Consider the following 15777-nt stretch of genomic DNA (forward strand, 5'->3'; position numbering starts at 1 on the left):
CTTGAATTTTTGTTTGTCTTTTGTATAGTTTGGTTTTTATATAAAGATAGTAAACGGATTTTTAAAGCATTTTTTTTACATTTGGAAAGAAAAATATTAATTGTTCATTCATTAAAATTAGGTATTTTTTTGATATTAATATATAAATTTAGTAGGTTCCTTCCCTTTCACATAACTATATTGGTATTTATTTGCATATTATTAATATTATTTTTATCCCTACTTACAGTTAAACATGTTGAATTTACTATGAAAGGTGTTAGAAATTCAAAATACAAAACCTTCAAATATGGAAGCAAGTTTGTTCAATATGCATTATATTTATTAGCGGTTTTAATGAACTTTTGGGAATTAAAGGAACGCAAAGATGAAATAAAAGAAAAATCTAAAGAAATTATGTATGTAGCTGTTTTCCCAGTTCAGAAATATATAATGGTGAGCATCAGTGGTATGGAATTTACAAGGCGTAAGGGCAAATTTATAACTGATATGGATTTAAAAGAGATAAAAGCCAAATTGGAACCTGGAGATATTTTGTTAAAACGTAATGATTGGCAGGCAACAAATTTAGGAATAACAGGATTTTGGACCCACACTGGACTATATATTGGAAGTTTAGAAGAGTTAGACAAGTATTTTAGTGATGTTGAAACATTAAATGGCAAAAGATTTTCTGAAAAACTTAAGGATTTAGATGAGAAAATATATGCAGACTTAGTAAGAAACAGTGATTTGTCAGTTATAGAAGCTATAGAAGAAGGGGTAGTGATTAAACCTATAAGCAACATTGCAAAAGTAGATTATTTTTCCGCAGTTAGACCAAGAATCTCAAAAGAGAAAAAGATGAATGCTATATTAAAAGCATATAGTTTTCTTGGTAATCCCTATGATTTCTTTCTTGATATGGAATCAAATGATGCTTTTATATGCACTGAAGTAATTAGTAAGTCTTTTGAAAATAGTATTACCTTTCAATTAGAAAAAAGACTAGGCAAAAAAATAGTTTTCCCTAACAGTGTTGTTAAAAAGTTTGCACAAGAAAGACAAAAGGAAAACAGAGAACTAGATTTTGTATTGTTTTATGATTTAGATATTAAAACAAGGAAAGCTTATAAAAGTAGTGAAGATGAATTCGCTAAAAGTTACAAAAGAAACATTGCATACTATAAAAAAAGAGATATGTTGAGATATCTTTCTACTATAGTTGATTTTAAATAAGATGAAAATCATTTTAAAAATCCCTTGACATTAACGCAACGTAAAGGTGTAAAGTAATATTGTAAGGGGGTGAACACATGGAATATACAGTGCAAAAGCTAGGACGACTGGCAGGGATTAGTACCAGAACACTTAGGTATTATGATGAAATAGGAATTCTTAAGCCGGCAAGAATTAATTCCTCAGGATATCGAATTTATGGTGAAGCGGAAGTTGATAGGTTACAGCAAATACTATTTTACAGAGAATTAGGTGTGAGTTTAGATAGTATAAAGGAGATTGTAACTGCACCTTCCTTTGATGGATCTAATGCACTTAGAGAACATCGTGAAAAGCTCCTTGAAAAAAGAGATCAATTGGATATGTTAATAGCTAATGTGGATAAGACAATAGCTTTAACAGAAGGGAGAATTAAAATGAGTAATAAAGAAAAATTTGAAGGCTTTAAGAAAAAGATGATTGAGGACAATGAAAAAAAATATGGCAGGGAAATAAGAGAAAAGTATGGTAAGGATACAGTGGAAAAGTCAAATGCAAAATTAATGAATATGACAGAGGAGGAGTATGATAGAGCAACAAGGCTAGCAGAGGAAGTAATGGCCACTTTAGCAGAAGCATTTAAAACTGGTGATCCAGCTAGTAGTATAGCTCAAAAGGCAGCGGATTTACACAAGCAATGGTTAACACTTTACTGGAGCGAATACAGTAAGGAGGCACACGCTGGGATTGCACAAATGTATGTAGATGATGAAAGATTTACAGCATACTATGATAAAGAACAGCCAGGTACAGCAGCCTTTTTAAGAGATGCGATATTGATTTATACTGGCATTAAGAAATAATATCTTATTTGGACTAGAGAAAGCGATTGGTTAAAACCAGTCGCTTTTATATTTATAAAATATTTATATTATGATAAAAAATTATTATCAATTTTATATTTATATTATGATAATAATTTTTTAATAAACACAATAAAATATGTATAAAACATATAAAATCAATAATTTATACATGTAATGTAAGAATATTGAGAAAAAATTATTATAAGCCATAACAAAAATTCAAATTTTTACCAAATATATATTGAAAAATTATTAACAGCATGGTAAAATATAGTTAATCTTTAAAAAATTATTATCGCAACCATAAATTTCTATGGTAAAAAATTTTTATATGAGGTGATATTTATGAGAATTTCAGATCAAGAAATGTTAGCTCCGTCTGATATACCGTATAGCTTAACACCACCATATCGTGTTAAGACTGTAGAGTATACCAGACCAACTACAAGAGACCAACGTAAACAGCTTATAAAGGAATACAACTGGTCTGCTCCAAATTTGCCTGCTGAATATGTATACATTAATATGGTAACGGATAGTGGTACAAGTGCAATGAGTGATAGACAATGGTCTGCTATGATGTTAGGTGATGAGTCTTACTTTAATTGTAAAAGTTGGTACGAACTTAAAGAATCACTTCAAAAGTTTTCAGGTATGGAATACATTATACCAAGTCATCAAGGTCGTTCAGGCGAAACTATTCTTTATGAGGTGCTTGTAGGAAAAGGAGATATAGTTCCGTCAAACTGCCATTTCACTACAACTCGTGCACACTGTTATCATCGTGGCGCTGAGCCTATTGATATTACCTGTCCTGAATACTACGATGAAAACAACAATTCTTGGTTTAAAGGAAATATTGACATTGAAGCTCTTAAAAAACTTTTTATTGAACAAGGGGAAAAGATATCTGTTGTAGAACTAGTTGTTCCAAATAATCTTTGCGCTGGTCAACCAGTATCTATGAAAAATATAAGAGAAGTTCGTCAGGTCATTGATAAATATAAAAAGCGTGACACTAAGTTTTTCCTTGACATTGCAAGAATTTCTGAAAATGCTTGGATAATTAAAAAGTATGAGGAAGGGTATGGACATAAAGCTTGTATTGATATAGTGAGAGAAATGTGCTCCTATGCTGATGCAATTCACATGAGTGCAAAAAAAGCTGGATTAGTAAATATGGGTGGCTTCGTTGCTGTAAACGATAAAACTCTTTATCAACGACTTCAGCCTAAGATTATAAAATATGATGGTTTTTTAACGTATGGTGGTATGAGTGGAAGAGACTTGGAAGCTCTTGCAGTTGGTATTATTGAGGGTGTTAATGATTACTATCTTGAAGATAAGCAACGTCAGTGTGATGTATTTGCTAAGGCCTGCACTTCAAGAGGTGTAGCTGTATTTAATCCTGCTTGCACATTAGGTATTTGGATTAATGCCGGTAAATGTTTACCACATATAAAACCACAAGAGGGACCTGGAACAGCTTTAGCCGTTCAAGCTTACATTGAAGGGGGAGTTGGACTTACATCTATGGACTCCTTGCATAGAGGGCGTGAAGACTCTTCAGATCCTTTAAATACAGCAAAGATTCAGCTTGCACCTTATGAACTTATTAGATGTGCAATTCCAAGAAGAGTCTACACAGATGCTCATTATGAGTGGTGCGGTGAAGCGTTAGCAAAGGCAATGGAATGGGGAGAAAAAATACCTCCATATAGAAGGCAGGTTCTCGACAGACCTCCAATTGAATACAGCGACATTGGTTTAAGAGCTTTCTTTGATGAGTATGAACCTATTTTTGATCACCCTTAAAATAGATAATTTTAATTAAAAGATAGAATAGGAGGAATCAAGTATGAGAATATCAGATAAGGAAATGATGGCGCTAACGGATTTACCCTTTGATAAAGCACCACCTTATAGAATAAAAACCGTTGAATATACAATTCCCACAACTAGAGAGCTACGTAAGGAAATAATGAAGAAATACGGCTATTCAGGACGTTTACTTCCTGCAAAGTATGTGTATATAAATATGGTAACTGATAGTGGCACAGCGGCTATGAGTGATAGACAGTGGTCTGCAATGATGCTAGGCGATGAGTCCTACTTTGAGTGTCGTAGCTACGAAAATTTTGAAGAAGCTGTAAAGCTTTTCACAAATATGCCCTATGTTCTTCCTTGCCACCAAGGACGTTCAGGAGAATATCTTATTTATGAGACATTGGTAAAAGAGGGGGATAAAATTCCTTCAAACACTCATTTCACTACTACTCACGCATGGTGTTATCATAAGGGTGCTGAACCTGTTGATCTTCTTACTGAAGAATATCTTGATCCAGATAACAAGAGTTGGTTTAAAGGTAATATGGATATTCCTAAGTTTGAGGCATATTTTATTGAAAATGCTGAAAATATACCAGTGGTTGAGATAGTTATTCCTAACAACCTAAATGGTGGACAACCAGTTTCTATGGCTAATATTAAAGCTGTTCGTGCCATTATAGATAAATATGACAAACGCGGAACAAAGTTATATTTAGACGTGGCAAGAATTTCAGAAAATGCATGGATGATTAAACAACACGAGCCAGGATACAAGGACAAGACTTGTCTTGAAATTGTGCGTGAATGTATGTCTTATGCGGATGGATGCCATATGAGCTCCAAAAAGGCTGCCCTTATAAACATGGGAGGATTTGTAGCACTTCGTGATAGAGAAACATGGCAAAGAATGCAACCAAAGCTTATCCGTACAGATGGATATATAACATATGGTGGACTTTCTGGACGTGATTTGGAAGCTCTTGCAGTGGGACTTATAGAAGGGGTTAATGACTACTATTTACAAGATAGGCAACGACAAGTAGATTATTTTGCTAATGCCCTTAAATCCCGTGGCGTTCATATAATTGAACCAGCATGTTGCTTTGCTGTATATGTAGATGCAGGAAAATGCCTACCACATCTTAAACCTCTTGAGGGACCTGCAACTTGCTTATCAGCTCAAGCATACATTGAAGGAGGTTTTGCAAGTACTGCTATGGACTCATTACAACGTGCTCGTGAGGACACAAGCGATCCTCTTAACGATGCTAAACTTAAAACAGCGCCTTATGAACTTATTAGACTTGCTATTCCGCGCCGTGCATATTTTGAGCCTCATTACGACTGGGCAGCAGAATGTCTTGCACGTGCAATGAGTCATGGAACTAAGCTTCCAGCCTTTAGAAAAATTAAAGAAGATAGGCCAGCCCTTGAGAAGAGTGAAATAGGACTTCGTACTTTCTTTGATAATTTTGAGCCAGTTTCAGAAATGCCCTAACAACTAGTATCAGTAAATCTTAGGCCATCACAATAAAGATAATTACAGGTGTAGAGCTAATTATATTTGTGATGGCCTAAGTTGTAAATATGTTAATTTGCAATAATATATAGGCATAATTCTTGTGTAATGTATATGGGGGTTATTTTTTAAAGCATTATATAAGGAAAAGGTAATTAAAATGTATGAGGGGGAATTAAGTAATGTTAGTATTATTACTTTTTTGTTCATTATTTATAGCTGCTGGATATATTGTATCTAAAAATGTATCAAGTGGAACAGACTTCCTTGTAGCTGGCAGAAATTTACCTATTGTATTCCTTACATTTACAATTGCAGCAACTCATTTTGGTGGTGGGGCACTTGTTGGAGGTATTGAACAGGGAGCAAGCAAGGGTGTATGGGCTGGTATGTACGCCATTATAGGCTATGCAATTGCATGTTTTATTAATGCATTTGTTGCTCCAAAATTTAGGAGAGCTTCGAACAATCTCACTCCTCCGGACTTTATAGAGACAAGATATGGATATTCGAAATTTTTAAGAGGATATCATGTTTTTGTATATATATTGGGAACCGTTGCTATAATCTCCGCACAGTTCAATGCATTCGGTGGTATTGCAGCAGCTTTTGGTATTTCTCGTACACCAGCCATTATTCTTGGAGCTGTATCTGTTATGATATACACATTTATGGCAGGTATGTGGGGCGTTGCGGTAACGGATTTTATGCAACTTCTTATCTGCATGATATTTCTTCCAATAGTTTCTTTTGTTGGTTTAAATGCACTTAATACTCAAACGGGGGTAACTCTTGGTACTCTTCTTTCGGCACCATTCTTTGAAACACCTGATGCAGCTGGAAGTTTTATGTACTCGTTGATTCCAACAATAGTAGGTTCAATGTTTGCATATGAGTACTTCTTAAGATTTCAATCAGCAAAAAGTGAGAAGGATGCGAGAAATTCTTCGCTGATAGCAGGTGTACTTCTTCTTCTGTTAGCTATTCCCGTTGGAATAATCGGTGCGATGGGTCAACGTCTTTACCCAACAGTTCCTGCCAATGAGGTATTGGGGCACGTAGTAAATGAAACACTTCCTGTTTGGGCAGGGTATATATTCCTTGGGGCAGTGCTTGCAGCTATAATGTCTACGGCGGATTCTCTTATGACATCACTTAGTGGTATGGTTACAAGGGACATATATCATAAGCTACTTAATCCTGATAAAGATTTCGATACCCTTCCAAATACTTTAAAGATGGCACGTATTACAACAGTTATAGGATGTGCTATCGCAATGTTAATATCTTTAAAATTTAGAAGTATAATAGGCTTGCTTTTCTGGCCTTCACCCCTTCAGAGTGGGGTATTATTTGCACCTATAATTATCGGTATGTTTTGGAATAGGGCAAGTAGAAAAGGTGCTTATGCATCTGTAATTATAGGTGCATGCGTAGCGCTAATTGATATGCTAGGAATATGTAAGCTTCCTGAAAGAATGTTTGTTACAATGGCAGCTGCAACCTTTGCTCTTGTTGTCGTAAGTATTTTGAATCCTGATAAGCCTGTGGAAATTACAACTTCTAGTGAGGTCAAATAAGCATTACAAGTTGATTTGACAGAGGTTATTGTGGATGGTAAACTATTATTGGGAATATTTTATAATTTTTACAAAAAGGGTTGATTGGATTGAATTCAGATAATATTTTAAAAAGATACTTGACGTTGGTAGAATTTATGTCCTTAATTTACGGAAAAAATTGTGAAGTTATACTTTATGATATTACAAACCCTGAACATGCTGTCATAGCAATTCACAACAACTTCATAACAGGACGTAACCTTGGAGATTCTATTTCTGAGTGTGAAATGAATGTAATAAATAGTAATGCTTATAAAAATAAGAACTTTTTAACCAATAATATAACTAAATCGAAAAACAGTGATAAAATTATAAGAACGTCAAGTTATTTTATAAAAGATGACTACGATAATCTTATTGGAATGATATGTGTTAATATCGACTTGACTTCCCTTAAGATGCTTACTGACGAAGTTGAAAGTTTTATGATGTTAGGTAGGACAATTGATGTAGACGGTAAGCCTGTTGAAAGCCATAAGGAAAACATAAAAATTTCACTAGAGGAGCTAATGCTTAATCTTATTTCAGAAACAATGGATAGCTTTGAAAACAGACCTTCCAAGATGTCTATTGACGAAAAGAAAGCATTTGTAAGCATGCTTCAAACAAAAGGTGTATTCCTTTTAAAGGGATCAGTCAGCGTTGTAGCTGATATAATGGAGGTATCTGAGCAAACGGTATATCGATACATCAAGGATAACGACAGTTCAATATCAGATAGACTATAGTATTACGTGAATGTAGTAAAGAGCAGTAAGGCACAGCAGCATTTTTAGGAGATGCAATATTGATTTATACCGGCATGAAGAAATAATATCTAAAAAAACATTGAAAAGCGATTGGTTAGTAAAATGTACCCTATAGGGTAGACAGTTAAAAATGTCTACCCTATAGGGGATTTTTGTGTATAATAAAACAAAATCTTTAGTTTTTTATTTAAAATATATACTATGAACAATTCCTTTTTCTTGAAAAACTCTACCATCTAAACTAAAGTTTTTAGATTCAAAAATTGTAACTTTATTGCTGTCATTATTCCACCATACTGGCTTTTGAGAAATCATATTATAATAATTTACATTTTTAATGAGTAAAATCTTATTAACTAGCTCATTCTCCTTAATCTTTGCTGCAGATATACTCCATACTCCTGTGTTATCTTTACCACTATATGTTGCATAGATGATTTTATTTTCATCTGGAGAAAGCCAAAAGGGTACAAAGTGAGTTCCGGGTGACTCTGTAATTTTATTTGTTTTTTTACTTTTTACATCGTAAATAAAAAGCCCGTCGTCTCCATTTAAATTTCCATCAAAAACTACCTTTTGTTCTTCGTTAATAACAGCAAATCCTTGATTAGCTATACGATTTTTAAGTGAAGATGCTTCAGCAGCTGGCAAAATCATTATAGGTTTCACTTTTCCGTCAACTGTATTTAGTTTGTAAACACCTTCTGTTACAATAGTTTTTTTGTTCTTTTCATTGCTGTTTTTTACAAAATTGGTGCCTACAAAATAAATATCTTCTCCATTACTGCTATAAACACCTGCTAAGGGATTTATATTAATACTATCATCTTTAAATTCTTTAATTTCATCATTCTGCACATCATATACAACTATAGATAGGAGGTCACTTAAACCTAATCCTACCATATATTTACTATTTTTATCCCACTCTGGAACTAATATGGTTCCGTTAATATTAATCCTTTTTTTAGAGTTACTTTTTATATCAACTATATAAAAAGCCTGTTTGCCATTTTCATTTGTGACATATATATACTTTGTCTTATCTGGAGAAATTATGCCCGAATCTTCAAAGTTAACAGGAGATTTTTCCAAAGTAGATAAGTTAAGTTTATAGGTTCTACCGCTAGCGTCACTAAGAAACTTGACCTCTTCATTTTGATTATTTTTAGGAAGTTTTTTAAGCCGTTCCTCTATATCCGTTCTATTCATTCCTATTTTAATAATAGCTTCATTTTCTGTTATTAGTCCCATCATTGTATTAAAGCCTTCGATGCTATCTGTTTTTTCACTCTTTACTACTTGAAGAGGCTTGTATTCATCTAAGCTGGTGGCCTTTGACTTGTTGTCGGAAACTACCACAGACTTATTACTTGTCATTAAAGGCTTGGAGTATGAATATACTACACTCATCGCCCCGAACACTAATAATCCTCCAACTAGAGTTTTTAATTTCCAATTTTTATTTTCATGGCCCATAATTTTTCCTCCTAAATTAAAATTCATATATTAATCATAAACAAAAGTTATCACATTCACTTAACATGATGTTACAATGTTGTAAACTTTTAGAGGAATTGTTATATGTACTTCCGTGCCTATGCTTTCTTCACTAATTATTTTTATATCTCCATTATGTTTATCTATAATTTTTTTTACTATAGAAAGTCCTAAGCCAGAACTTCCTGTTTCCCTTGAAGTTTGCTTAGCTACTCTATAAAAAGGTTCAAATATCATTTCTAATTTATCAGAAGGTATACCGTGTCCTTCGTCTTTAACAATTATATTGCAGTTACTATGTTCTTTGAATAATTTTACATTTACAGTAGAGTTAATATAACCATACTTAATAGCATTATCTATTATATTTATGATTACTCTTCTAAGCTCATTTGGATTACCTAATACAGTAACCTCTTTATCGACATTCTTTTCTATATGTATCTCATATTTATCTGCTCTTATTTTCATATCGTTACATGCTACATCTATAATTTGTGATATATTAACGTCTTCTTTTGTATCAGAGGTTATTTTTGACTCAACCTTTGATATTTCTAAGAGCTCAATTATCATATTGTGCATTCTTTCGCTTTCATCATTTATCTTTTTTACACTTTTTCTAGCAAATTCTTTATCATTAAAGTCTTGTTTAAGAAGTATTTGAGAATATCCAGATATTATAGTTAAAGGTGTTTTCATCTCATGAGTCATATTATCAAAGAAAACTTTCCTGTGACCTGCAATTTTTTTTAAATCATCTCTGTCATTTTTTATAGTTTCTATTTGATTTTTTATCTTATTTTTCATTTTATTAAAATCTAAAGATAGTTCTTCTATCTCATCTTTAGAATTAATAGTTATGTCCTCCTCAAAATTACCTTTTGCAACCTCTTTTGTAACCTTACTCAATTTTAATATTGGTATAGTTATTTTTGTAGCTAATAATACTACAAATAAGAAAATCACTCCAAAAACTAATAATACAAAGGTGTTAGTTAGCTTCAACAGTTTTTTACTAGAACTAAATATTTCTGAATAATCCATAACAGATCTAACAATGCCTATATTTTTGTTGTTATTTATAATAGGACATGAAAAAACAACTAGATATTTATCTTTAATAGGTACTATTGTAAATGCAGATTTGTTATCGATAGATAGTTTTAAATCTTCATCACTATAATTTTGTTTATTATCGATGTCTTCATAATTCAATACCTGTCCATTTGCATTTGCTGAGTCAGTTAAAAATTTCCCTTCGCAGGAATAAATCATTATTCTACTTCCGACTTTTATTGATAAATTTGAAGCTATATCATTACTAGAATTATTAAAGTTGTTAGAATCCATATCCTTATTTTTCAGTTCAAAATATTGTCTTAAATATGTGGTCAAATCCTTTTCAAAGGTCAATAATTCTTTTTTTATTATATCTTTATTATTTTCTACAATAAGCTTATTCATGAAAAAGCTCATAGTGTTATATCCTATATAGAATATAAGTAAAAATCCAATGATAAATTTACGTTTTATAGATATTTTCAAGAAAAATACATTCCTTTCCTACAGAACTTTATAACCTACTCCAAATACGGTTTTTATAACTGAGGTATCTTTATCGCTGGATAGTTTTTTTCTTAACCTTTGAATATGAACATCTACAGTTCTACTTTCACCTTCAAAATCAAATCCCCATACAGTTTCTAAAAGATTATCTCGTGAAAATACCTTTCCTCTATTCTCTGCAAGTGTATATAGTAATTCATATTCTTTTGCTGTCAAATTTACTAATTTGTCCTCTTGAAATACTTCGTAGCTATCTTTAAATATTGTTATATTTTTTTCTAGTTTTATAGTATTACTTTTATCTTTAATATCTTTAAATTGTTCTAGTCTTCTTATACTAACCTTTGCTCTTGCAACTACCTCTCGTATGTCAAAAGGCTTGGTAATATAATCGTCTGCTCCAAGTTCTAAGCCTACTACTTTGTCCATAATATCATTCTTGGCTGTTAGCATTATTATAGGTATTTTGTATTCTAATGATACTTTCTTACATATTTCAAAGCCACTTATATCAGGCAACATTAAATCCAGTATAATAAGCTCTATATATTGATTTTCTAAGGTTTTTAATCCTTCCATACCAGTTGAAGCTTCAAATACTTTAAAACTTTCTTCTTTAAGCGAATAGGTTAAAATTTCTCGTATGCATTCATCATCTTCAATTATAAGTATATTATTATTCATGGCAGAACCCCCTTACTTCAATAATTATACAATACAGTTATTACGAAGTTATAACATATTTCTCAGTTATTCTAAAATTTATGAAAATAAAAGAGAATAAACTTGAAAATTTATTCTCTCAATTGAAAGACATATACCTTGTAAAATATGTAGTATAATATATTATTAGATAAATTAAAGGAAGGAGAATGATAATTATGCAAGGAACTAAAAGAGAAGGCATAAAGATAGGGAAAAGAGTAAAGGTTGTACAGAAACAAGATCAACCTACAGGAAAATTAACGGAAGGTATTATAATTAAGATTCTTACAAATTCACCCAATCATCCTCATGGAATCAAAGTTATGCTTGAGGGCGGTATTGTTGGTAGAGTTAAGGAAATATTGGGCTAAGGTATTTAATATTTTAGATACATTAGCCTATTTTTGACTTTTTTCATGTTTGAAGATGAAATAAGTTAGTGTTATAGTATTATTAGGGGCATTATAAATTAATGTCCTCGTATTTTTGTAATTAATAATACAGGATAGTACCCCTAAATGTTAATACTATAATGAAATGAGGTAATCCAATGATTGATTTTAAAACAGTAGAATTAAGTGATAAAGAGTGGATGGAGCCCTTAATAGCTGCTTCAGATTTTAGCGGCTGCCATCATAACTTTGGAAATATATTTGCATGGTCAAAGATTAATAAAACACGTATAGGAAGAGTAAATGACTTTTTAGTGGTAAAGGGCGGAGAAGAGGAGCATCTTCAAGATTACTTTTATCCCACAGGTAAAGGAGACATTAAGTCTGCGTTGTTAGAATTAAAGAAGGATGCACAGGAAAGAGGACATAAATTTTCCCTAATAGGTGTATCGCCTGAGAATATTAAGGAATTGGATAGCTTATTTCCAGGAATGTTTAGATACGAAGCAAATGTTGATAGCTTCGATTATGTTTACACCTTAGAGAAATTAAGCACTCTTTCAGGTAAAAAACTTCATTCAAAGCGTAATCATATTAATAATTTTAAAAAGAATAACGACAATTGGAGTTTTGAAATAATAAATACTAATAACATAGATGAATGTAGGGAAATGAATAAATTATGGTGCATTGAAGCAGGTTGTTATGATGATGACGAGCTTAAAAAAGAAGCTTGCGCTGTTAAAAGGTTTTTCGATAATTTCACTGCATTAGGTTTAGATGGGGGGCTTCTTCGTTTAGATGGTAAAGTTATTGCCTTTACTCTTGGGGAAAGATTAAATTCTAATACTTATGTCACCCATGTAGAAAAAGCTTTTAAAGACGTGCAGGGAGCTTACCCTTTGATTAACAATGAATTTGCAATTTTTATAAGAGAAAAATATCCTGAATTAATTTATGTCAATCGTGAAGAAGATGTGGGAGAAGAAGGGCTAAGAAAGGCAAAGCAATCATATTACCCAGACAAAATGGAAGAAAAATATACAGCGACTTTTATAGGAGAATAGTATGAAGGAAATCAGATTTGCAAAAAAAAGCGATATACCTAAATTAAAAGAAATTTGGAAGATTTGTTTTGGCGATGATGATGATTATATAGACTTCTTTTTTAAAAATAAGTATAAAGAGGAGGAGACTCTCCTCTCTCTTTGTGATGGAGAGATTGCAGCTATGCTTACTATGATACCAACTAAAATAGTAATGCCAGACAATAGTAGTCTTAAAGCTTCCATGATATACGCCGTAGCAACTCATCCAAAATATAGGGGTAAGGGACTTTCTTCTAAACTTATGGAGTATAGCAATAATTATCTTTTGAATAATAATGTAGATGCTTCAATTTTGGTGCCAGCTACAGAAAGTCTTTTTAAGTTTTATAGTAGGCAGGGGTATATGGAGGGATTCTATCTTAGGGAAGTTGTACTTACTGATGAGAATATAAAAGGATTTGAAAGAATTACAAATACTCAGTGTTTAATAGTCTCTGCCACACCAGAGGAATATAATAAGAGAAGAGAAAATCTACTACAGGGAAAACTTTATGTGGCATATGGTGATGAAGAAATTGCCTATCAAAAGGCCTTATCAAAGTATTCTGGGGCGGATATATATGCTATAGACATTGAAGATATACGTGGGTGTGCTATTGTTGAAAGGATTAATAGTGAAAAAGTTATAATAAAAGAACTGTTGATTCCAGAGAAGCTTCTTAAGGATGGAATTATCCAAATAACAAAGTCGCTACCCGCAAAGGAATATATTTTAAGATTGCCTTCTTACCTAGGTGAAGATTTTGGTGGAGTTATACGTGCCTTTGGTATGATTCATCTTCATAGAAGAATAGATGAAAAAGTAGTTACTAATACCAGTGGGTATATGGGATTAGCGTATGATTAAAAATATTAAATTTTGGTACCTAGGGTTACAGAGAATTTTTCCCAATAATATTATACTAAAAGAGTATAATAAACAGTGAGGGGATGAATTCATGTCAAACGTAGAAAGTTTAAGAAGACAACATTTAGATGTATTAGAAATTGTAGATAATATTGATTTGTTAATAAAGAAAAGTGAATTTGAGGTTAATGGAAATGACATTGCGAAAAATATAAATTTGTTAGCGGGTAAATTAAATATTCATTTAAGCACAGAAGATAAGTTTATGTATCCAAAGCTTAGAGAATCCAGTGATGATAATTTACGCAAACTAGCAGAAGAATATTCTAGTGAAATGGGACATATATTTCAGACTTTTTCTCAGTATAAAGAAAGATATAATACAAGGACTAAAATTTTAAGTTCACCAGAAGATTTTAAAAAGGATACAATAGAGGTGTTTAAAGTTTTAAGAAAAAGGATAAATAAAGAAGATAAAGAATTATACAATTTAATTTAAACAAAGATAATTTGTAGAGCTATGAATGGATATTTAAATCATAGCTCTTTATATTTTCAAAAGGAACAATGAAAAAATTATTTGATAAGATTTATTAATAGGGTTAAAATATAGAATATATAGGAATTGGAGGGAAGTTATATGAGTTTTAAAGTAACAGACAAGGTAACATGGGTAGGAAAAATTGATTGGGAATTAAGAAGCTTTCATGGAGAAGAATATTCAACTCATAGGGGTTCTTCGTATAATGCTTATTTAATTAAGGGAGAAAAAAATATTCTAATAGATACAGTATGGCAACCTTTTGCAGAGGAATTTATAACAAATCTTAAGAAAGAAATTGATTTAAATGATATTGATTATGTTATTTCAAACCATGCAGAAGTAGATCATAGTGGAGCTTTACCGCTTTTGGTGAAGGAGATACCTAATGTACCCATTTATTGTACGTCCAATGGAGCGAAAAATTTAAAGGCTCACTATCATGAAGATTGGAATTTTGTAGAAGTGAAAACAGGGGATACCTTAGATATTGGGGGAGGAGAAAAGCTAATATTTATTGAAGCTAGAATGCTTCATTGGCCAGATAGCATGATGACATATATGACAGGAGAGAACATACTATTTAGTAATGATGCCTTTGGACAACACTATGCTTCAGACTTAATGTACAATGATTTAGTAGATCAAGCTGAATTATACCAAGAGGCTATAAAATATTATGCAAACATTTTAACTCCTTTCAGCCCTTTAGTAATAAAGAAGATAGAAGAAATTTTAAAGTTTAATCTGACCGTAGATATGATTGCTACTAGCCATGGGATTATTTGGAGAGATAATCCAACTCAAATAATTGAAAAGTATATGGAGTGGGCTAAAAATTATCAAGAAAATCAAATTACTATAGTATATGATACTATGTGGAATGCTACAAGAAAAATGGCAGAAGCCATAGCGGAAGGAATAAAATCAATAGACAAAGGCGTAACTGTAAAACTTTTTAATGCAGCTCATGCCGATAAGAATGATATTATTACTGAAATATTTAAATCTAAGGGATTATTAGTAGGTTCATCTACGGTAAATAAAAGCATAATGCATGCTACTGGCGGAATCTTAGATATGATTAGAGGAATTGGTTTTAAGAATAAGAAAGCAGCAGCCTTTGGCTCTTATGGATGGAGTGGAGAATCTGTAGACATATTAAATGGAAGATTAAAGGATGGTAAATTTGAAGTAATAAATGATGGAATAAAAGAACTATGGAATCCAGATAAGGATGGTTTGGAAAGATGTAGGGAATTTGGAATAGATTTTGCAAAAAAACTATAATATAATAAATGTAGTAATTTAAGTTGGTTTATAGGAGGGAT

General features: G+C 32.0%; 14 protein-coding genes. 11 read left to right on the forward strand and 3 right to left on the reverse strand.

The features are described from left to right. The first annotated feature begins 249 nt into the window (after positions 1-249). The 6 genes from ABDZ69_RS00945 (at position 250) to ABDZ69_RS00970 (ending at position 7762) form a co-directional block, all read left to right on the forward strand. Complete coding sequence (locus tag ABDZ69_RS00945) at positions 250-1218, forward strand: YiiX/YebB-like N1pC/P60 family cysteine hydrolase (protein ID WP_343765489.1); 969 nt, start codon at positions 250-252, stop codon at positions 1216-1218. Positions 1219-1295: 77 nt separating this feature from the next. Further along, entirely contained in the window at positions 1296-2060 is a 765-nt protein-coding gene (locus ABDZ69_RS00950) for a MerR family transcriptional regulator (protein WP_343765492.1), read from the forward strand. A gap of 348 nt (positions 2061-2408) precedes the next feature. Continuing rightward, a complete protein-coding gene (locus tag ABDZ69_RS00955; protein ID WP_343765495.1) occupies positions 2409-3878 on the forward strand; it encodes a tryptophanase in 1470 nt (489 codons plus the stop codon). Positions 3879-3921: 43 nt separating this feature from the next. Next, entirely contained in the window at positions 3922-5391 is a 1470-nt protein-coding gene (locus ABDZ69_RS00960) for a tryptophanase (RefSeq protein ID WP_343765498.1), read from the forward strand. Positions 5392-5594: 203 nt separating this feature from the next. Then, on the forward strand, positions 5595-6992 hold the full coding sequence (locus ABDZ69_RS00965; RefSeq protein ID WP_343765500.1) for a sodium:solute symporter family protein: 1398 nt from the start codon (positions 5595-5597) through the stop codon (positions 6990-6992). Between the two features lie 89 nt (positions 6993-7081). After that, positions 7082-7762, forward strand: coding sequence for a helix-turn-helix transcriptional regulator (locus ABDZ69_RS00970; RefSeq protein ID WP_343765502.1), 681 nt, complete (start codon positions 7082-7084; stop codon positions 7760-7762). A 204-nt stretch (positions 7763-7966) separates the two neighbouring features. On the opposite strand, the gene ABDZ69_RS00975 is transcribed toward ABDZ69_RS00970, so the two are convergent. The 3 genes from ABDZ69_RS00975 to ABDZ69_RS00985 all read right to left on the reverse strand — a co-directional run bounded on the left by ABDZ69_RS00975 (position 7967) and on the right by ABDZ69_RS00985 (position 11536). Next, positions 7967-9262: a TolB-like translocation protein gene (locus ABDZ69_RS00975; protein WP_343765504.1), complete on the reverse strand. Its 1296-nt coding sequence runs from the start codon at positions 9260-9262 to the stop codon at positions 7967-7969. 60 nt (positions 9263-9322) lie between these two features. After that, positions 9323-10750: a HAMP domain-containing sensor histidine kinase gene (locus tag ABDZ69_RS00980; protein WP_343765505.1), complete on the reverse strand. Its 1428-nt coding sequence runs from the start codon at positions 10748-10750 to the stop codon at positions 9323-9325. Positions 10751-10849: 99 nt separating this feature from the next. Then, positions 10850-11536 (reverse strand): response regulator transcription factor, encoded by a 687-nt coding sequence (locus ABDZ69_RS00985; protein WP_343765507.1) that lies wholly within the window; start codon positions 11534-11536, stop codon positions 10850-10852. Positions 11537-11733: 197 nt separating this feature from the next. Between ABDZ69_RS00985 and ABDZ69_RS00990 the strand changes: the two genes are divergently transcribed. The 5 genes from ABDZ69_RS00990 (at position 11734) to ABDZ69_RS01010 (ending at position 15736) form a co-directional block, all read left to right on the forward strand. After that, on the forward strand, positions 11734-11928 hold the full coding sequence (locus ABDZ69_RS00990; protein WP_343765509.1) for a YwbE family protein: 195 nt from the start codon (positions 11734-11736) through the stop codon (positions 11926-11928). Between the two features lie 179 nt (positions 11929-12107). Further along, the gene (locus tag ABDZ69_RS00995) at positions 12108-13016 is read left to right on the forward strand and encodes a DUF2156 domain-containing protein (protein WP_343765511.1); all 909 of its coding nucleotides are present in this window, start codon (positions 12108-12110) and stop codon (positions 13014-13016) included. A 1-nt stretch (position 13017) separates the two neighbouring features. After that, the gene (locus tag ABDZ69_RS01000) at positions 13018-13905 is read left to right on the forward strand and encodes a GNAT family N-acetyltransferase (protein WP_343765512.1); all 888 of its coding nucleotides are present in this window, start codon (positions 13018-13020) and stop codon (positions 13903-13905) included. Between the two features lie 91 nt (positions 13906-13996). After that, positions 13997-14404 (forward strand): hemerythrin domain-containing protein, encoded by a 408-nt coding sequence (locus ABDZ69_RS01005; RefSeq protein WP_343765514.1) that lies wholly within the window; start codon positions 13997-13999, stop codon positions 14402-14404. A 141-nt stretch (positions 14405-14545) separates the two neighbouring features. Next, positions 14546-15736 (forward strand): anaerobic nitric oxide reductase flavorubredoxin, encoded by a 1191-nt coding sequence (locus tag ABDZ69_RS01010; protein WP_343765516.1) that lies wholly within the window; start codon positions 14546-14548, stop codon positions 15734-15736. Positions 15737-15777 lie beyond the last annotated feature (41 nt).

Source organism: Clostridium malenominatum (assembly GCF_039521365.1).
Classification (GTDB): Bacteria; Bacillota; Clostridia; order Clostridiales; family Clostridiaceae; genus Clostridium_AW; species Clostridium_AW malenominatum.